The sequence below is a fragment of the Vibrio sp. 10N.222.52.B7 genome, from assembly GCF_041474275.1.
GTDB lineage: Bacteria > Pseudomonadota > Gammaproteobacteria > Enterobacterales > Vibrionaceae > Vibrio > Vibrio crassostreae_C.
Map to the genome: position 1 here is coordinate 92,968 of NZ_JBFRTU010000001.1, position 19,015 is coordinate 111,982.

Consider the following 19,015-nt stretch of genomic DNA (forward strand, 5'->3'; position numbering starts at 1 on the left):
GTCGACAATGCAACGCTGAATGTGTTGCCTTCCAGCTTACCAGTCACCAAAGCCAATTCAGTTCCGCACTTATCTCTTGTTGCTCCAGCCAGCGCAAAGGTCGCGGCTAATGGATCGCTCTTTTCAAGTTCGCTCTCTTTTGGCTCAGCCATCACCCATGAGTGTCCGAAGCAATCTTCTATCTGCTCATTCAATTGCAGCCACGCTGACAGTGAACCTTTGGTCGACACTTCAGACACAGATAACGTCTTCTTTTTTTCCGCCATGATGTGTCCAATATGGTCAATCATCGGCTCATCAACACTAACGACATTACTCTCTAGCAGCTTGTAAACCATCTGCAGCAGCTTAACGCGAGTTTCTAAATCCGACTTAGGTCCAAATAGTTTCACTTCAATAAACGGCAGATAAGAGCGGTAACCCAATTCATAACCTTGAGGCAATTTCAGCTGGTCTAACACGTCTGATATGCCAGATTCGGACAAACCAAAGGTAAACAACCTGCTGCATTCAGAAGCGACCACTTGAGGATAAGTACGAGCGAGGTCAGGGATAATTTCAAAGCTCACCATGCGCTTAAACTCACTGGGCACTCCCGGAGTGAAATAGAAAGTCGCATCGTTAATCTTAAGTTTGAAACCACATGCAGTGCCGACAGGGTTATCGACGATTTCCGAGTTTACTGGCAGCAAAGCCTGCTTTAGGTTGCTATCAGGCATCGGCATACCACGCCCGGAAAACATCTCTTCCATACGCGCCAGCCATTCAGGGAACATAATGAGTTTCTGCTCTGAGGCAGCAGCCGCAGCAGCTGCACTCATATCATCGGTTGTCGGGCCTAAACCACCATTAACGATAACCACATCATAGTTAAAGCTCAGCATCAGCAGTTCTTCAACAAGAGCATTCATTTGATCACCCACAGTTGAGCGCTTAGCAAGAGCAAAACCATGCTGATAAAACTCAGCAGACATCCAAGCTGCGTTCGTATCTACAATGTCTCCATGAAGAACTTCTTCACCTGTACTTAACATTGCGATTTTCGTCATATTTCTATCCCTTGTTGTCATAAAAAGACACTGCATTATTTACAAACTGGTCTATGGTTGAATTTGGAGCAATTCGCCTTTTCACTAATATTAATAATGTTAAACCTAAGGTTTTCTTAGGAAAAGCTATAAATTATTAGTTCCCTAAATCAGGCATTTAATAGATAATTGTGACCCTGATCAATTCCAAACTTTCTCATGGAGACCCTTGTGGCCAAATCACCGTTACTAGCAAAGGTTACTGCCGCATTTTCAATGCTAATGTCAGTTAACTCGGTTGCAAGCCAATACGACTTCGACCAGCCAATCAACCTTTCTTACTCGGATGAATGTGCTCAAGATTACTGTTTTAATGACAACTTGTACACCTACAAGCCTAGTACCAATTACGCACTGAGCGAGTCGAGTGATGAGTACGACTTCTCAATCCAACAACCAAAACACATGTTGGTGAGTCAGGAGAAAGATTGGGATTACCTAATGGGTCAAACCTACACCATTCTTGGCTTGAGTGTCGCGACAGTGGGTCTAATGACTCTGCTCCCTGAAAGTATTACTAAGTGGGATGATGACCAACGTGATATCAGCTCATTAGGTAAAAAGTGGAAAGATAACGTTTCTGCTGGTCCAACATGGGACCGTGACGAACACTTCCTAAACTACGTAATGCACCCATATTTCGGTGGTGTTTACTACACCGCAGCTCGACACGCAGGTTACGACGAGTTTGAGTCATTCTTATACTCTTGGACTATGTCGACGTTCTTCTGGGAATACGGCGTAGAAGCGTTTGCAGAAGTACCTTCATGGCAAGATCTCTTCATCACACCTTTCTTCGGTGCGGTTGTCGGTGAAATGATGCTAGAAGCAGAGCAGGATATCATTGCTTCAGGTGGCGAAGTGATGGGCTCTCAAACCATGGGTGATGTGTCGCTATTCTTCCTTAACCCTGTTGGACACATTCACTACTGGGTAAGTGACGCATGGGGCGGTGATGCAGAAGTTAACCTGAATACTAACCCTTGGTGGGATAACCAAGACGCTGCACGTTTTGCTTACGATGCTGGCGCACCATACGACTCTCAGTTTGTTGGTATGAACTTCAAAGTAACGTTCTAATTCGTCTCTAGTACTACTCAATATAAGTTATTGAATATAAGTTGCTGAATCATCAATCACAGTGACAACTCTTCTAAAAAGCGGCTCTCTAGCCGCTTTTTTTGTGCCCTACTCTTCATTCTCTTTTTTTGCATCGAAGCTTAGTTTCAAAAATTGACTTAGGTCAAACATTGTTCGATGTAACCTTCTACACTGAAATTAAAGAACTTTATCGCGTGATATCAAACATTTAATTAGCAAAGAATAATTGAAACCTTGGGGGCTGATATGAACAGTACATTTATCGTAAACTTTATCGGAAAAGCATCACCAGCAACAATCAAACAGCTTGCTGCGGTTACTCACGAAAACGACGGCAAATGGCTCATCAGTAAAGTGAACTTTATTGAAGACCAAGTCGCAGGCGTACTAAAGGTTCAACTTCCAGCCATCAACGAATCGATTGTAAAAGAAGCGTTCAGCGCCAATCCAGATCTCATCGTGCAGTTTGTCGATTCCGATCATACACACAATGTTCAAGACACGGTCCATCACTTGAGACTCGACTCTAACGACCGAGCAGGTATCGTCAACGAAGTGACTCATGTATTGGATAGACAAGGAATCAGTATTCTCGATATGGATTGTCACCGCGTCTTTATCGCTGGTGGCGGCGGTGTTAGCTCAAGTCTATTCACATCAAAAATCGCCGTTAAGCTGCCAATCGAAGTACAGATCGACGACGTAGTTAATGAACTCGAAACGCTCAGTGAAGATACTCGTGTGATGATTGAAAGCTAAATAAACAAAATTAAAGAACAAAAAAGAGCAGCTCATTAGCTGCTCTTTGTATTGCTTTGAACTTGTGATTCAGTTACTTAACTGACCATTGTGATAATGAGCGTTTGAAGTCTTCATAGCCGAATTCATTTAGCTTTTGAACTTCACCACTGCTACGTTCACAGTAGATTGAAGGCATTTTAAGGCCATTGAACCAGTTCAATTTCACCATTGTGTAACCCGCGCTGTCTAACAGATGCAGCTTTTGACCAATCTTAAGTGGCTCATCAAAGCTCGCTTCGCAGAACTGATCGCCCGCAAGACATGAACACGAACCAATCACGTAGTCATGGCTGCCTGTTTCTGATGCTTCCAATACTGATGCGGGCTCATTGTAGATAAGCGTGTCAAGGCGGTGCGCCTCAGTCGCTGAATCCACAATCGCTGTTTTCTTCACGTTCTCAACAATATCGACCACTGTCACAACTAGGTCGGTTGTTTTAGTGATGATCGCTTCACCCGGCTCAAGATACATCTGCACACCGTGCTTTTCAGAGAAGGCTTTCAGCGCAAGACCGAGTTTTTCGATGTCATAGCCAGGCCATGTGAAGAACACACCTCCGCCCATGCTCACCCAGTCCAACTTATCTAAGTGCTCACCAAACTGTTCTGAGATTGAATCAAGCAGGCCGATAAACGCATCGACGTCTTTGTTCTCACAGTTCATGTGGAACATCACACCATTAATCTCATCGAAAATTTCTGGTTTGATGTGGTCAGCTTGCACGCCCAAACGCGAGAATTGACGTGCTGGATTCGCCAAGTCTTGCCCTGCGTAGCTCACGCCCGGATTTAAACGTAAACCCAGTGAAGCTTTACCTTCAACAATATGACGGTAAGCAGCAAGTTGGCTTTGAGAGTTGAAGATCATCTTGTCGCAGATGTCAGCAACCTCTCTCACGTCATCTTCACTGTAGCCCACACTGTAAGCATGAGTTTCACCGCCAAAAGTTTCGTGACCTAATTTCACTTCATAAGGGCCAGAACTAGTAGTACCGTCTAGGTACGGTTTGATGATGTCAAACACGCCCCAAGTCGAGAAGCACTTAAGCGCAAGTACCAATTTCACACCTGAAATCTCTTTCAGTTGCTTGGCTTTTTCTAAGTTCGCAATCAACTTGTCTTCGTTGATCATGAAATATGGGGTTTTTAGTTCTTCTTTCTTAAACGTCATTTTTGTAAACACTCAAGCAGCATCAATAGATGGAAAGGTAAATTAACAATTTTGGTGTGATTTATTTTGATTTTGTCCTGTCCGAGCGCAGTGAGTTACAAAATCAAAATAAATGATACCAAAGCTTCAAGGCTATCATCATCGAAAAGGGAACAATCCATGTCCCCTTTAATTAGCAATCAAAACAAGAAATCAGTTCTTATTTTTTCAGCTCATGAATCACTGGAAGACCTTGGCCTGCTTCAAGCTCTTGAACATGCCAATCTAGACCAATTTCCGGCATAGTTGCTAGGAACGGATCTGGATTTAGCTGTTCCATGTTGAACACGCCTTTATCAGCCCATTCGCCACGGAAGAACTGAAGTGCAGCGGTAATCGCTGGAACACCAGTTGTGTAAGAGATCGCTTGGTGCTCTACGTCTTCGTAAGCCACTTCGTGGTCTGCGTTATTGTAGATGAATACGCTACGCTCTTTACCATCTTTCTTACCTTGAACCCAAGTACCGATACACGTTAAACCAGTGTAACCCGGAGCTAGAGATGTTGGATCCGGTAGTAGTGCTTTAAGAACATGCAGAGGCTGAACCACAGTACCATCGTGCAGTGTTAGCGGATCTGGGCTAAGAAGACCGATATCACGCATGCAGTTGAAGTAGTTCAAGTATGCATCACCAAAGCCCATCCAAAATTCGATACGCTTAGCTGGGATGAACTCTTTCATTGAACGAACTTCATCGTGCGCCATTGAGTAAACTTTGTGAGAACCACAGTTCGGGAATTCAAACTCAAGCATACGAGAGTGACAAGGTACTTGTTTCCACTCTTCATTTTCCCAGTAGAAAGAATCGCCTTGGATCTCAAGCATGTTGGTTTCTGGGTCAAAGTTTGTCGCAAACTTCTTGCCGTGGTCACCAGCATTCACATCCATTACATCAATTGAGTCAATCTCATCGAACAAGTGCTTAACCGCGTATGCAGCAAAGATTGATACCACACCTGGATCGAAACCAGCACCAAGAATACCTGTGATGCCTGCTTCAGCGAACTTCTCACGGTAGCCCCACTGCCAATCGTAAGCTTGTGGTACTTGTTGGCCTTCAGAACATAGGTCAACCGCTACCGATGTATCTAAATAAGAAACTTTAGATTGGTAACATGCTTCCATGATTGCCATGTTTACCCAAGGAGGACCAGCGTTGATCACTAGATCCGGCTGAACTTCTTTAATCAAAGCAACAAGCGCATCAACATCATCAGCGTCTACTGAACGTGCTTCTAGTTTCTTAGTTGAATCTTTAAGGTTGTTTTTGCCCTTGATAGATTCGATGATTTTTTCACACTTCGCGATTGTGCGAGAAGCGATTGTGATATCACCCAGTACTTCGTTATTTTGTGCTGCTTTGTGTGCAACAACCCAACCAACGCCGCCTGCACCAATTTGTAGAATAGCCATAATTAATTACCCTTGTTGTTCTGCTAGCTCAGTGGCTAGAGTTTGAATTTTGTTAATTAGAGATTTGAAATCTGATGTCTTTAGGCACGGATTCAAGATAGTGAATTTAAGCGCACTCTTACCATCCACGACCGTTTCACCGAGTACTGCAACACCACGAGTCAGCGCTTCCAGTCTTAGCGTTTGATTCAATTTGTCTAAATCTAGCTCGCCGTTTGCTGACGGCTTAGATCGGAACAGCACTGTTGATAGTGACGGCTCTGCGAGTAGCTCTAAGTCAGCTTGGTTTTGAATCAGGTCTGCCACTTCTAGCGTTTGCTCAAGAAGATGGTCGTACATATCACCCAACTGCTTTGGTCCAACGCTTTGCATCGTCATGAAGACTTTCAATGCATCGAAACGCTTGGTGGTCGCAATAGACTTATCGACTAGATTTGGCAGTTCATCGTGTTCGCGGTTTAGGTAATCTGCGTGATGTAGAAGGTACTTAAAGTTCGCTTTGTCTTTCAACAATACCGCGCCGCAGCTGATTGTTTGATAGAACAATTTGTGGAAATCGACACTCACAGAGTCCGCTTTTGCGATGCCTTGTAAGCGAGCCTTGTGGCTACTCAAGATAAGCGCGCCACCGTAAGCACTGTCGACATGGAACCAAAGATCTTGCTGACTTGCGATTTCTGCAATCGCATCAAGGTCATCGATAGCACCATGATCGGTTGTGCCCGCAGTACCAATCACAGCAAAAGGAATCAGACCTTGTGCTTTCAGTGCTTTCACTTCTGCGTCTAGCAAGTCAGGCTTGATAGTGCCGTTTGCATTGGTATCAACACAGCACACTGCCGCTTCGCCTAGCCCTAGTAGAGAGGCTGACTTTTGAACCGTGAAGTGAGATTTCTTTGAACATAAGATACGCAGTTTGCTCGCGTATTCTGGTAAGCCAAGCTTTTGGATAGAATGACCATTGTGCTTATCCGCAACCCAGTCTCTCGCAAGCAATAAACCCATTAGGTTACTTTGCGTGCCTCCGCTAGTGAAAACACCGTCAGCTTGTGCGCCAAGTTGGTATTTGTCACACATCCAATCCACAACGCGCTGCTCAACATAAGTCGCAGCCGATGCTTGGTCCCATGAATCCATTGATTGATTCAACGCCGCGATAATCGATTCCGCTGCTACCGAAGCCATAAGAGGAGGAGTGTGAAGGTGTGCAATGCAATCTGGGTGTTGCACGAAGATGGAGTTTGCAGCGACAAGGTCTGCAGTACTATCTACAACATCAACCAAAGCGTGTTGATTGTTATCAAGGTCGACAGCATTGATAGCTGCTTCTAGCACTTTTGGATCTAAACCCGAATAAGGGGTTTCAACCTGTTCAAAAACCGCTTTCATCGCTTGAGTGGTTTGGTTCATCACGTTAGCAAATTCGTCGCTACCGCCTAAACCTGTATGGATGAAATGCTTGTTCCATTCTTGGTTTGCTTGTTCGCTTGAAGCTGGGTCTTGTTGTAAGCCACCACCAGCTGCGATGATCGCTTCTTCCATTACGCGGAGTGCAAAGTCAATCTGCTCAAAAGAGATAATCATTGGCGGAAGGAAACGAATTACCGAGCCATCACGACCACCCTTTTCAACCATCAAGCCACGCTCTAACGCTGCTCGTTGAATCGCTAGGGTTAGTTCGCCGTCTGATTGTGGTTCGCCAAACTTGTTAAGCTCACCATTTGGTTGTTTGATCTCAGCACCGAGCATCAGGCCTTTACCACGAACTTCAGCAATACAGCTAACGCGTGATTGAATCTTCTCAAGCCCGTGACGTAAATATTGGCCTGCGATGTTCGCGTGCTCAACTAAGCCATCTCGTTCGATGATCTCCAACGCCTTAGCGCCAGAGACCATTGCTAATTGGTTACCACGGAATGTACCGGTGTGCTCACCCGCTTTCCATGTATCAATGCTCTTATCGAACACAAGCAGCGACATAGGCAGTCCGCCACCAATCGCTTTAGATAAACATAAGATATCTGGATTAACACCAGACTCTTCAAACGCAAATCGATGGCCAGTTTTGCCCACACCACACTGAATCTCATCAAAAATCAGTAGGATGCCGTGCTCATCACAGATGCGACGTAGGCCTTGTAACCAAGATGCTGGAGCAGGAATCACACCGCCCTCACCTTGCACAGGCTCAACGATCATCGCCGCCGGTTTCATGATGCCAGACTCGTCATCATTCAACATACGTTCGATGTAACGAATGCTCGCGTTAGCACCCGCTTCACCACCAATACCAAACGGGCAGCGTAGGTTGTATGGGAAAGGCATGAAGTGCACATCAGACATCAAGCCGCTACGACGCTCTTTAGTGCCGAGGTTACCCATCATACCCATGGTGCCGTTCGTCATACCATGGTAAGCACCACGGAAAGCAAACATGGTGTTGCGACCTGTGGTTTGCTTGGCGAGCTTGATCGCCGCTTCCACAGCGTCAGCGCCAGATGGGCCACAGAATTGAAGAACCGAGTTATTTGAAAAGTCTTGAGGAAGAAAAGCTTTAACTCGTTTGATAAACGTCTCTTTTGCTTGAGTCGTGATATCAAGTGTTTGGTATGGCAAACCAGAATCGAGTTGGTCTTTAAGTGCTTGGTTAATCTCAGGGTGGTTGTAACCCAGAGAAAGTGTACCTGCACCGGCTAAGCAATCGAGAAAGAGTTGGCCACGAGTATCTTCAACTAAAGCGCCACATGCTCGTTTAATAGCAATAGGCAGGCGTCTTGGGTAAGAGCGAACATCCGACTCATGCTGTTCTTGCTCTAGCAAAATAGCGTCAGGTGTTAGGTCGTACGTTCCCTCTAAGATAGGAACCATAGTTGAAAATGAATTTGCGATAGTATTGATATCGACTTCAAAGGCGGTAGTCATAAAAGTCCCCTTGAATGTGTTCATACTCACCTCCATCAGACGCAATTACCCACCAACTCTCGTTAAATTTGGAGAGAGTTCATAGTGAAGTACACGTATTGTCTAGAAATGAGATATAGCTGTACGCTCGCATAAGTCAAATGACGAATACGAAATTAAGCCGTCTTAAGACAGCGATAAATTGTTAGCGTGAGCTCAAGGTTCAGTAATGCTACTGTTTTGAAGAATTGGACATTTTTGCAGGATCGGGCAGCTATGAGGAGCTGGTCCCTTTGGAAATGCAGAGCTGATTAGCAATGTTGTAATTAGTGTGTTCAATGTTGGGTTTCCCATTAACATGACGAACTGCGCCATAAGTATCCCGTCTATCAGCTAAAGGACTAGCCAATACCTACCCTACGTAATGTCCCAATCAGCAAGAATGGTCACTACGCGTATCCCCCAGAAGCAATCGTTGCTCTTCTTGAACATTTTCATTCCGAGATTGCGCGGGAAAGTAACATAAAGTGAAATGAACGATCAATAGTTTTTAGTAATAGCTTGATAAATAGCAGCGGTGGCTAAGCAATTGCTGTAAATATCGTCACACTATCGTTTGGGAAAGAGATCCCCGGTTCATTCGTTCCTCATACCCGAGGATGACGACGTGGGGTTATAAACGTTGCTAGAGAAGCTTTTAGGTCATGGCGTCACTCCCTAGAGCGAGGTATGAATTCATAGAGAACCCCTTACAACATGTCATTGTATTGCTTTATTCAAGAAACTATCTGATGCAATAGATTAAACTGAAGTTAATCAGCAAGCGGCAAGAGATCCCCGGTTCATTCGTTCCTCACACCCGAGGATGACGACGTGGGTGTACAGGCGGTGTTAGTGATGGCTTTGAGGCTGTGGCGCCTTTCCGTCATTCCTTAGCCTGAAGAATGAGTTCATTGGGAGTCCCTTACAACATGTCGATGTATTGTTTTATTCAGAAACTATCTGATGCAATAGATTAAACTGAAGTTAATCAGCAAGCGGCAAGAGCTCCCCGGTTCGCTCGTTCCTCACGCCCGAGGATGACGACGTGGATTTATAAACGTTACTAGAGAGACTTTGAGGTCATACCGTCTTTCCGTCATTCCCTAGCACGAGGAACGAGTTCATAGGGAATCTCGCTTTTAAAAACTAACTTGATTGCAAAATTTGAAACAGAGATAGAAATGAATGTTGAGTGCGGATTCGAACAAGAAGAGTTCTTAAACGTAAAAGCTAAACGTCAGAAACCAAAAAGCCCGAACATTTCTGTTCGGGCTTCTTAATTTGGAGCGATACATCGGGTTCGAACCGATGACCTCAACCTTGGCAAGGTTGCGCTCTACCAACTGAGCTAGTATCGCATTTGCTTTATCGAGATAAAGACTTTAATAGATGGTGCCCCGGGCCGGACTTGAACCGGCACAGCGCGAACGCCGAGGGATTTTAAATCCCTTGTGTCTACCAATTCCACCACCAGGGCACGCAATTCTTTATTGCGATGCCGATTACTGAAAAGTAAAACACCATCTTAATGCTGACGCCAATCAACATTACAAAATTTGGAGCGATACATCGGGTTCGAACCGATGACCTCAACCTTGGCAAGGTTGCGCTCTACCAACTGAGCTAGTATCGCATTTTCATTCAAATTCTTTCTAGAAGAAAGAGAGAATGGAGGCGCCTCCCGGAGTCGAACCGAGGTCCACGGATTTGCAATCCGCTGCATAGCCACTCTGCCAAGGCGCCTTAGTAACTCCAATCGAATCGCTCATTGCCATCCTCTTGGGTACGGGATGCATTCTACGGATTCAGACGATTGAGTCAATATTATTTTTGTATTTTTAATTCGTTTGAATAGATTTCATACGAAACAGGCCAAATAGCTGACTTTATGTTCAAAACACACTGTGAGCGGGTTATTCAAAGGAGATCTATATCACATTAGATATCCACTATTGATAACTTAACCTTAGGTTAAAGATCAAAAAAGCGAGCCTCAGCTCGCTTCTTCATCAATGATGTTTTTCGTCTAACAAATCGTCTTTGGCAGCCATCAAGTATTGTGCCATTGACCAATAAGTAAGAACGGTGGCGACATACAGTGCAATGTAACCTACCCACACCATCCAGTCGTCGTATCTCCAGATAAGTACCCAAAGAGCGAACATCTGAGAAACCGTTTTGACTTTACCAACCCAAGATACCGCAACACTTGCGCGTTTACCGATTTCAGCCATCCATTCACGAAGCGCTGAAATGATGATCTCACGAGCAATCATGGTCACGGCTGGAATAGTTATCCAAATAGAGTGGTAATGCTCTGTAATCAGGATAAGAGCCGTAGCGACCAACACTTTGTCAGCCACAGGGTCAATGAAGGCACCGAAGCGAGACGTTTGCCCTAACTTACGAGCTAGCATGCCATCTAGCCAATCAGTGAAACCGGCTACCCAAAACACCATCGCAGCAGCGAAAGGAGCCCATTGATAAGGTAGATAGAAAACGACAACGAATACTGGGATCAAAAATAGTCTCAGTAAGGACAAAATGTTAGGTATATTCAAACGCATATTATTGGGCTCTTATTAATTGCGCTTTAATGGTGCGGGATTTTTACTATTGTTTCAATGCTTGATAAATGTTTTCTGCCAAAGAATGACTAATGCCCGGCACTTTGGCTATTTCTTCGACAGTTGCACGCTTAAGTTCTTGTAAGCCACCCATATATTTCAGCAAAGCTTGACGACGTTTAGCTCCTACCCCTTCAATTCCTTCCAAAGCACTGGTTCTGCGCGTTTTACCACGTTTCGCCCTGTGCCCTGCAATCGCATGATTATGGCTCTCATCACGAATGTGCTGGATAAGATGCAGCGCTGGTGCATCGCTAGGTAAATTAAACTCTTCACCTTCAAGGGTTACCAAAGTTTCTAAACCCGGTTTACGCGTCACGCCTTTCGCAATACCCATCATTCTTGGTCTAAACGGCCAATCACCCCAATATTGAGAAATGATCTCATGAGCGCGGTTTAGCTGACCTTTACCACCATCGATAAAGATGATGTCTGGGATCTTGTCGATATCGAGTTGCTTCGAATAACGTCTCTCAAGCGCCTGAGCCATCGCTGCATAATCATCGCCACCTGTAATGCCGGTGATGTTGTAACGACGGTACTCTGGTTTAACCGGGCCTTCTTGATTGAACACCACACACGACGCAATCGTGCTTTCACCCATGGTATGACTGATATCAAAACATTCCATGCGCTTGATAGCATCCATCGACAGCACTTCTTGGAGCTCTTTGAAGCGCTGATTAATCGTCATCTTGTGATTAATCTTGGTGGTAATAGCCGTCAATGCATTGGTATTAGACAATTTAAGGTAACGACCTCGAGTACCTGAAGGGTTGGTATTGAAGTGAATCTTACGACCCGCTACTTCACACAAGGCTTCTTGAATCGGTGTGACATCTTCCATCAAATCGGCATTGAGAATCAAACGGGTTGGGATGGTTCTCGCTTCACTATGCGCAAGATAGTATTGGCTTAAAAAGCTCGAAAAGACCTCTTCTCGCACCGTATTGTTGGGAATTTTAGGGAAATGGCTTCTACTGCCTAAAACCTTGCCTTGGCGAATCATCAAGATATGAATACACGCTACGCCATTCTCTTGAGCAAATCCCAACACGTCCATATCTTCCATTGAATCGTCAGATACGTATTGTTGTTCTTGCACACGTCGAATCGCTTGGATTTGATCACGGAAAGCGGCAGCTTGTTCAAAACGAAGCTCACGGCTTGCCTTGTCCATTTTGTCGATGAGCGTCTCAAGGACTAATTTGTCTTTCCCTTGCAGGAACAGACGAACGTAGTCGATAAGTTCACTGTACTCTTCATCAGAGATGATTGAGCTAACACATGGCGCAGCACAACGACCAATCTGATACATCAAACACGGGCGCGTTCTATTGGCATAAACCGTATCTTCACACTGGCGGGCAGGGAAAATCTTTTGGATTAGGTGTAGCGTCTCACGCACAGCGCCGGAATCAGGGTAAGGACCAAAGTATTCGCCCTTTTTCTTCTTAGCACCACGGTGCATCGACAAACGAGGATGCTTGTGACCGCTAATAAAAATATAAGGGTACGACTTATCATCACGCAAAAGTACGTTGTATTTAGGCAAGTACTGCTTGATGTAGTTGTGCTCAAGAATGAGCGCTTCTGTTTCCGTGTGCGTTACAGTGACATCGATCTTGTCAATATTACTAACTAGAGCGCGTGTTTTTTCACTGTCGACTTTTTTACGGAAATAACTGGAAAGGCGTTTTTTGAGGTTCTTAGCTTTACCGACGTAAATAACGGCAGCCTCGGCGTTATACATTCGATAAACGCCGGGCTGCTCTGTTACTGTCTTGAGGAATGAGACTGAGTCAAACAAGTTGGTCACTATACGATCTCAGTGTTAAAGGGTCTCAGTGTCTAACATTCCATGTCTAATCGCTAAATGCGTCAGCTCTACATCGCCACTGATATCCAGCTTACTGAACAAGCGGTAGCGGTAACTGTTGACTGTTTTAGGACTTAGATTGAGTTGTTCTGAAATATCCGTCACTTTCTGACCTTTGGTAATCATCATCATGATTTGAAGTTCACGTTCAGATAAGTCTGCGAATGGATTTTCAGACGCAGGCGAGAATTGGCTCAAAGCCATCTGCTGCGCAATTTCTGGTGAAATGTATCGTTGGCCACTATTAACCACTCGAATTGCATTTACCATTTCATCCGGACCTGCCCCTTTAGTAAGGTAACCAGCAGCTCCAGCTTGCATCACTTTAGTTGGAAACGGATTTTCCGTATGAACAGTTAAAACGATGATTTTAACATCAGGGTTGAAACGCAAGATCTTCTTGGTTGCTTCTAAGCCACCAATACCAGGCATATTCATATCCATCAAAATAACGTCAGTATTGTTAGTACGACACCATTTTGCAGCATCTTCACCGCTTTCAGCTTCCCCTGCTACGTTCATTCCACGGACGTCTTCAATAATACGTCGTATCCCTGTGCGAACCAGCTCGTGATCATCTACAAGGAAAACATTTATCAAACTTGTATCTCCACACTATTAATTGGCTCTGCAACCACTGTGTCATTTCATCTGTTTGAAACAATTGAACAAAGGAACAGTGGATCGCAGCATTGAGTACATCTTAACTTAATTACTAAAAAAAAGCTCTGTTGAATATGTGCTGAAACACGAACTTTAGCAAGTACTTATTAACAAATAAGCTAACTAAAACAACAAGCTTTTTCTAAAAATCAACCAGTTAAAACAACACCCAATAAAATTACATAAGATAAAGATATTTTCAATACCATTGAATAACCATTCGCGACAATTTCACTTATTTGCTTATAGAGTCCCGTTATTTGCCTCTACTAACTAGAATTTAGTTAGTATTTTTACTGCCTTTTGTGCGCAGAAGGTCGCTAGATGGTAGTATTCGATTCCCCATTTCAATAGGTTACTACATTGGATATTCAGCAAGGCTTTGTACTCACAAGACAAGCAAGAGATTTTTCAGGGCGCACACAAATCGACTTGTGGTTAAGCACCCCTCAAGGCCCTACTCTGCTGACGATTCAAAATGAAAAACCGGTATTTTTTGTCGCTCAATCTGACGTTGAGGCATGTCAGGCAATCGCAGCGAAAGAGTCGATCGATTGCCAATTTAAGCCTCTAGAATTAGCCACATTCGAGCAAACACCTCTCGCCGCGTGTTACACCTCACTGTCGAGAAGCAGCTTTGGTTTAGCGCAAGCCTTTCACAACGAAGAAATCCAAACCTTTGAAAGCGATATTCGACTCGCCGATCGATTCTTGATGGAACGTTTTATCAAGGGAAGTATTGAGTTCACCGGATCTGCTGTGCAAAAAAATCAGCATCGTCGAGTCTCAAACGCAAAATGCCGAGCAGGTGATTACTTACCCAGTCTATCTGTGGTCTCGCTTGATATTGAGTGTTCGGAAAAAGGCGTGCTTTATTCAATTGGCCTAGACAGCCCGATGGACAGCCGAGTAATCATGGTCGGCGAAGCACAACAAGCTGAAACCAATATCCAATGGGTTGCCAACGAGAAAGCGCTACTTGAAGCCATGATAGCTTGGTTCTCTGAATTTGATCCTGACATCATCATTGGCTGGAATGTTATCGACTTCGATTTTAGGCTGCTGCACAAACGTTCAGAATGGAACGAAGTGAAGCTCAACATCGGCAGAGACAACCAACCGAGCTTTTTCCGCAGTTCTGCTCAAAATCAGCAAGGTTTTATCACGATTCCGGGGCGCGTTGTCTTGGATGGTATTGATATGCTCAAGACAGCGACCTACCACTTCCGTTCTTGGTCTCTTGAGTCGGTATCGCAAGAGCTGCTTGGGGAAGGCAAAGACATCCATAACGTTCATGACCGTATGGATGAGATAAACCGAATGTTTAAGTTCGATAAACCCTCACTCGCTAAGTACAACCTTCAAGACTGCGTACTGGTAAACAGCATCTTCGAGCACACTCACCTACTCGACTTCGCGATTGAGCGCTCTCGATTAACCGGTGTTGAGCTGGATCGCGTTGGTGGCTCTGTTGCGGCCTTTACTAACTTATATCTGCCTCAAATCCACAGAGCGGGTTATGTCGCACCGAACTTAGAGCCAGAGAATTGGATTGCGAGCCCCGGCGGTTATGTGATGGATTCAATTCCCAATCTGTACGACTCGGTTTTGGTACTCGATTTTAAGAGCCTGTATCCATCGATCATTCGCTCGTTTCTGATTGACCCTATGGGACTAATTGAAGGGTTGAAGCTTGAACTAGGCCCAGCAGAAAACCAAGCCGTTGATGGCTTTCGAGGTGGGCAATTCCACCGCTCTAAACACTTCTTGCCCGAGATGATCGAAAACCTTTGGGCTGCACGTGATGTGGCGAAGAAGAACAACGAGAAAGCGTTCTCTCAGGCGATTAAGATCATCATGAACTCATTCTATGGTGTGTTAGGTTCGTCTGGTTGTCGTTTCTTCGATACCCGGTTAGCGTCTTCAATTACCATGCGTGGACATGAGATCATGAAGCAAACCAAGGTTCTGATCGAAGACAAAGGCTATCAAGTGATTTACGGCGATACCGATTCAACCTTCGTGTCTCTGAACGGCAGTTATGATCAGCAAAAAGCAGACGAGATCGGGAACACACTGGTCGCTTACATCAACGATTGGTGGACGAATCACTTAAAAGAGACCCACAACCTAACCTCAATACTCGAATTGGAATACGAGACTCACTATCGCAAGTTTCTAATGCCGACCATTAGAGGTTCAGAAACCGGCTCGAAGAAACGTTATGCCGGATTAATCACTCAAGGCGATAAAGAAAAGATCATATTTAAAGGGCTTGAGAGTGCACGCACCGATTGGACACCTCTCGCACAGCAATTCCAACAAACCTTGTATGAGATGGTGTTTCACGATCAAGATCCAACCGACTACGTCAGACAGTTTGTTGATGAAACCTCTGCTGGCAAACATGATGATTTATTGGTGTATCAAAAGCGCTTACGCCGCAAATTACATGAATACCAAAAGAACATTCCGCCGCAGGTTCGCGCAGCTCGTATGGCCGATGAGATCAATGCTCAGTTAGGGCGCCCTCTTCAATACCAAAATAAAGGACGCATTGAGTATTTGATTACTCTGAGTGGCCCTGAGCCCAAGGAGTATTTAAAGAGTGGTATCGATTATCAGCACTATATCGACAAGCAGATTAAACCGGTCGCAGAGGCAATACTGCCCTTCATCGGTTTAGACTTTGAAAGAGTTAGTGGGCAGCAGTTGGGTTTGTTCTAGCACTATATTCAATATGCTCTTAAAACGAAAAAAGCAGAGATATGTTCTTCAGCACACTCTGCTTTTTAGTATCAATGGATCGGTTATAAATCTCTATCCGATTCTGAACTCGGTTTTCTGATACTGCTTAATCAACCACTCACCAAAGCCATCAAGAATACCGATCACCGAACGTTTAGGGATTGGTCGACCAGAAAGTAAAATGCCCAACCTTTGGATTTCGACTTCTCGATCTGGGTGATACTTCAAGAACTGTTGGCCACATTCAACAGGATCATCGTACCAATATTTATCGCGGTACATCACCAGTGAGTAACTCGCCCGTAGAAGCTTCTTGGCAATAATCACCTGCGCAGCGACTTGTTGTTCTGGCGTTGTCGCTCGTGCGATCTTGTTGCGATACACCGCCAACCAGTTTTCCGCATCCATATTCCAGTGCTTAGCGATTTCCCAACTTGTTTCAAAATCACCATAGCAGTCTGATAAGTCTTCACCATGCACACACACGGCTAAATGCTTGAGCATAAAACCCCAAGTGAAGATATTGTCGAAATCGACTATCTCACTCACTAAGGTAGTTTTTATCGCCACTTGAGTTACCTGCGGGAAGCTCTTTTGGAAACGCCATTTGATGGTGTTCAACAAAGTGGTTCGTTGGTCAGGAAACGGTCGATGGGTCACCACAACCACATCTAGATTGGAGCGACCGAAGACGGCTTGCTTACGAGCCACACTGCCATAAATATAAATACTGTGCAGATTAGATCCTAATCCACCTTTTAGAAAGGTAATCAGATCGTTAACCACAGGTTGAAATTCAGGTTGAAAAGGCTGTGTTGGGTCAATAACGGGTAGCTGCATAGGTCGTTTCGGTAAATAAAATAATGATTTAACTATAACTCTATGATCGCCTAGGTGACTTTATGATTCAAGCTATTCCTATTTATAGCATCTCCGAGATATAATCAGCGGATAGACCCACTAAGGACAAACACAAAATGCCTAGAGCAAGTGAAATTAAAAAAGGTTTTGCTATCACAGTAGAAAGCAAAACAGTGATCGTTAAAGATATCGAAGTAACAACACCAGGCGGCCGTGGCGGCCAAAAGATTTACCGCTTCCGTGGTAACGATGTAGCAACTGGCGTTAAAACTGAAGTTCGCCACAAGGCTGACGAAATTGTTGAAACTATTGACGTAACTAAGCGTGCAGTAATGTTCTCTTACGTTGATGGCAACGAGTACATCTTCATGGACAACGAAGATTACACACAATTCATCTTCAACGGTGAGACTATCGAAGACGAACTACTGTTCATCAACGAAGAAACTCAAGGCATGTACGCGATCCTTATCGACGGCAACGCTGCAACGCTTGAGCTACCAACATCTGTTGAACTAGTTATCGAAGAGACTGATCCTTCAATCAAAGGTGCATCAGCGTCTGCTCGTACTAAGCCTGCTCGTCTTTCTACAGGTCTTACTATTCAAGTACCTGAATACATCGCGACTGGCGACAAAGTAGTAGTAAACACTGCTGAACGTAAATACATGAACCGCGCAAGCTAAGATACTTATTATGACCGAAGCTAACGACCTAATGTCTTATGACGACGCAATTGACACTGCATACGACATCTTCCTAGAGATGGCACCTGACAACCTAGAGCCTGCAGACGTGATTCTTTTCACTGCTCAGTTTGAAGATCGTGGCGCAGCAGAGCTTGTTGAAACTGGCGATGATTGGGTTGAACATGTTGGCTTTGAAGTCGACAAAGAGATCTACGCTGAAGTGCGCATTGGTCTTGTGAATGAAGCTGATGACGTTCTAGACGACGTATTTGCTCGCATGTTAATCAGCCGTGATCCAGAACATAAGTTCTGCCACATGCTGTGGAAACGCGACTAATACCGCTGTTGACGCTCATCTGCATGAGTAAACAAGTATTCATGTAAGCGAGTTAAAAGTTAGCCGAGCCCATTGCTCGGCTATTTTTATCACGCTATTTTCCATCGTGATTCATCACTTTCATCATCAACGTTAGATTCACTGATTATGACCAAAGCAAAAACAGACACACAATCAAAAGGCTATGCCTGCATTGGCCTAGTTAACCCAAAGACGCCAGAAAACGTAGGCTCAGTGATGCGAGCAGCTGGCTGCTACGGCGCCAACTCTGTGTTTTACACTGGCACACGCTACGACCATGCGCGAAAATTCCATACCGATACCAAAGAAAAGCACTTAGCCCTGCCTTTGATTGGTGTTGAAGAGCTGAAAGATATTATTCCAGTAGGCTGCGTGCCGGTTGCTGTTGATCTGATTGAAGGTGCTAAGCCTCTACCTGATTACAAGCACCCACCACGTGCGTTTTACATTTTTGGCCCAGAAGATGGCACGCTAAAGAAAGAAATCACAGATTTCTGTCGTGAGACGATTTACGTTCCGACCAACGGCTGTATGAATCTAGCGGCATCAGTGAATGTTGTGCTTTACGACCGACTGGCGAAAGGCGATAACTTTTCGAATCATAAGTAAAAGAAACGAGATACGAGATACGAG

14 protein-coding genes and 4 tRNA genes are annotated in these 19,015 nt (G+C 44.6%); 6 read left to right on the forward strand and 12 right to left on the reverse strand.

What is annotated here, in order from left to right; genetic code table 11:
- On the reverse strand, positions 1–1,049 hold a 1,049-nt coding region (locus AB4512_RS00385), incomplete at its 3' end, for a CinA family nicotinamide mononucleotide deamidase-related protein (RefSeq protein ID WP_372174122.1).
- Between the two features lie 210 nt (positions 1,050–1,259).
- Between AB4512_RS00385 and AB4512_RS00390 the strand changes: the two genes are divergently transcribed.
- Together AB4512_RS00390 and AB4512_RS00395 are read left to right on the forward strand one after the other, a co-directional pair.
- Positions 1,260–2,168 carry a DUF3943 domain-containing protein gene (locus tag AB4512_RS00390; protein ID WP_017069173.1) on the forward strand — a complete coding sequence of 303 codons (909 nt, stop codon included), beginning with the start codon at positions 1,260–1,262 and terminating at the stop codon, positions 2,166–2,168.
- Between the two features lie 267 nt (positions 2,169–2,435).
- On the forward strand, positions 2,436–2,948 hold the full coding sequence (locus tag AB4512_RS00395) for a glycine cleavage system protein R (RefSeq protein ID WP_017061000.1): 513 nt from the start codon (positions 2,436–2,438) through the stop codon (positions 2,946–2,948).
- A gap of 73 nt (positions 2,949–3,021) precedes the next feature.
- Here the strand turns inward: AB4512_RS00395 and nspC are convergent, their stop codons facing one another.
- The 10 genes from nspC to uvrY all read right to left on the reverse strand — a co-directional run bounded on the left by nspC (position 3,022) and on the right by uvrY (position 13,663).
- Entirely contained in the window at positions 3,022–4,161 is a 1,140-nt protein-coding gene (gene nspC, locus AB4512_RS00400) for a carboxynorspermidine decarboxylase (protein ID WP_017063550.1), read from the reverse strand.
- A 199-nt stretch (positions 4,162–4,360) separates the two neighbouring features.
- On the reverse strand, positions 4,361–5,614 hold the full coding sequence (locus AB4512_RS00405; protein ID WP_017061002.1) for a carboxynorspermidine synthase: 1,254 nt from the start codon (positions 5,612–5,614) through the stop codon (positions 4,361–4,363).
- A gap of 6 nt (positions 5,615–5,620) precedes the next feature.
- Positions 5,621–8,560 carry a pyridoxal phosphate-dependent class III aminotransferase gene (locus AB4512_RS00410; protein WP_372174124.1) on the reverse strand — a complete coding sequence of 980 codons (2,940 nt, stop codon included), beginning with the start codon at positions 8,558–8,560 and terminating at the stop codon, positions 5,621–5,623.
- 1,279 nt (positions 8,561–9,839) lie between these two features.
- Positions 9,840–9,915, reverse strand: a tRNA-Gly gene (locus tag AB4512_RS00415).
- Between the two features lie 32 nt (positions 9,916–9,947).
- Positions 9,948–10,034 (reverse strand) — tRNA-Leu (locus tag AB4512_RS00420).
- Between the two features lie 80 nt (positions 10,035–10,114).
- Positions 10,115–10,190, reverse strand: a tRNA-Gly gene (locus AB4512_RS00425).
- Positions 10,191–10,226: 36 nt separating this feature from the next.
- Positions 10,227–10,300: transfer RNA gene (locus tag AB4512_RS00430), tRNA-Cys, on the reverse strand.
- Positions 10,301–10,566: 266 nt separating this feature from the next.
- Positions 10,567–11,124, reverse strand: a complete 558-nt coding sequence (gene pgsA, locus AB4512_RS00435) for a CDP-diacylglycerol--glycerol-3-phosphate 3-phosphatidyltransferase (RefSeq protein WP_017061490.1) — start codon at positions 11,122–11,124, stop codon at positions 10,567–10,569.
- 46 nt (positions 11,125–11,170) lie between these two features.
- Positions 11,171–13,003: an excinuclease ABC subunit UvrC gene (gene uvrC, locus AB4512_RS00440; protein WP_029235144.1), complete on the reverse strand. Its 1,833-nt coding sequence runs from the start codon at positions 13,001–13,003 to the stop codon at positions 11,171–11,173.
- Between the two features lie 15 nt (positions 13,004–13,018).
- Positions 13,019–13,663, reverse strand: a complete 645-nt coding sequence (gene uvrY, locus AB4512_RS00445; RefSeq protein ID WP_004729778.1) for a UvrY/SirA/GacA family response regulator transcription factor — start codon at positions 13,661–13,663, stop codon at positions 13,019–13,021.
- Positions 13,664–14,089: 426 nt separating this feature from the next.
- Between uvrY and AB4512_RS00450 the strand changes: the two genes are divergently transcribed.
- Positions 14,090–16,453: a DNA polymerase II gene (locus AB4512_RS00450; protein WP_137001115.1), complete on the forward strand. Its 2,364-nt coding sequence runs from the start codon at positions 14,090–14,092 to the stop codon at positions 16,451–16,453.
- A 93-nt stretch (positions 16,454–16,546) separates the two neighbouring features.
- Here AB4512_RS00450 and AB4512_RS00455 read toward each other — a convergent pair whose 3' ends face one another.
- Positions 16,547–17,314, reverse strand: a complete 768-nt coding sequence (locus AB4512_RS00455; protein ID WP_017061494.1) for a hypothetical protein — start codon at positions 17,312–17,314, stop codon at positions 16,547–16,549.
- 137 nt (positions 17,315–17,451) lie between these two features.
- Between AB4512_RS00455 and yeiP the strand changes: the two genes are divergently transcribed.
- The 3 genes from yeiP (at position 17,452) to AB4512_RS00470 (ending at position 18,991) form a co-directional block, all read left to right on the forward strand.
- On the forward strand, positions 17,452–18,021 hold the full coding sequence (gene yeiP, locus AB4512_RS00460) for an elongation factor P-like protein YeiP (protein WP_017055115.1): 570 nt from the start codon (positions 17,452–17,454) through the stop codon (positions 18,019–18,021).
- 10 nt (positions 18,022–18,031) lie between these two features.
- Positions 18,032–18,361, forward strand: coding sequence for an HI1450 family dsDNA-mimic protein (locus AB4512_RS00465; protein WP_004741258.1), 330 nt, complete (start codon positions 18,032–18,034; stop codon positions 18,359–18,361).
- Positions 18,362–18,508: 147 nt separating this feature from the next.
- Positions 18,509–18,991 carry an RNA methyltransferase gene (locus tag AB4512_RS00470; protein ID WP_017061495.1) on the forward strand — a complete coding sequence of 161 codons (483 nt, stop codon included), beginning with the start codon at positions 18,509–18,511 and terminating at the stop codon, positions 18,989–18,991.
- Positions 18,992–19,015 lie beyond the last annotated feature (24 nt).

Excerpts from the sequence above, each read along its gene's own strand:
- nspC (WP_017063550.1), bottom strand. The coding sequence starts at position 4,161 with ATGACGTTTAAGAAAGAAGAACTAAAAACCCCATATTTCATGATCAAC.
- AB4512_RS00395 (WP_017061000.1), top strand. The coding sequence starts at position 2,436 with ATGAACAGTACATTTATCGTAAACTTTATCGGAAAAGCATCACCAGCA.
- AB4512_RS00405 (WP_017061002.1), bottom strand. The coding sequence starts at position 5,614 with ATGGCTATTCTACAAATTGGTGCAGGCGGCGTTGGTTGGGTTGTTGCA.
- AB4512_RS00455 (WP_017061494.1), bottom strand. The coding sequence starts at position 17,314 with ATGCAGCTACCCGTTATTGACCCAACACAGCCTTTTCAACCTGAATTT.
- pgsA (WP_017061490.1), bottom strand. The coding sequence starts at position 11,124 with ATGCGTTTGAATATACCTAACATTTTGTCCTTACTGAGACTATTTTTG.
- AB4512_RS00470 (WP_017061495.1), top strand. The coding sequence starts at position 18,509 with ATGACCAAAGCAAAAACAGACACACAATCAAAAGGCTATGCCTGCATT.
- AB4512_RS00465 (WP_004741258.1), top strand. The coding sequence starts at position 18,032 with ATGACCGAAGCTAACGACCTAATGTCTTATGACGACGCAATTGACACT.
- AB4512_RS00410 (WP_372174124.1), bottom strand. The coding sequence starts at position 8,560 with ATGAACACATTCAAGGGGACTTTTATGACTACCGCCTTTGAAGTCGAT.
- yeiP (WP_017055115.1), top strand. The coding sequence starts at position 17,452 with ATGCCTAGAGCAAGTGAAATTAAAAAAGGTTTTGCTATCACAGTAGAA.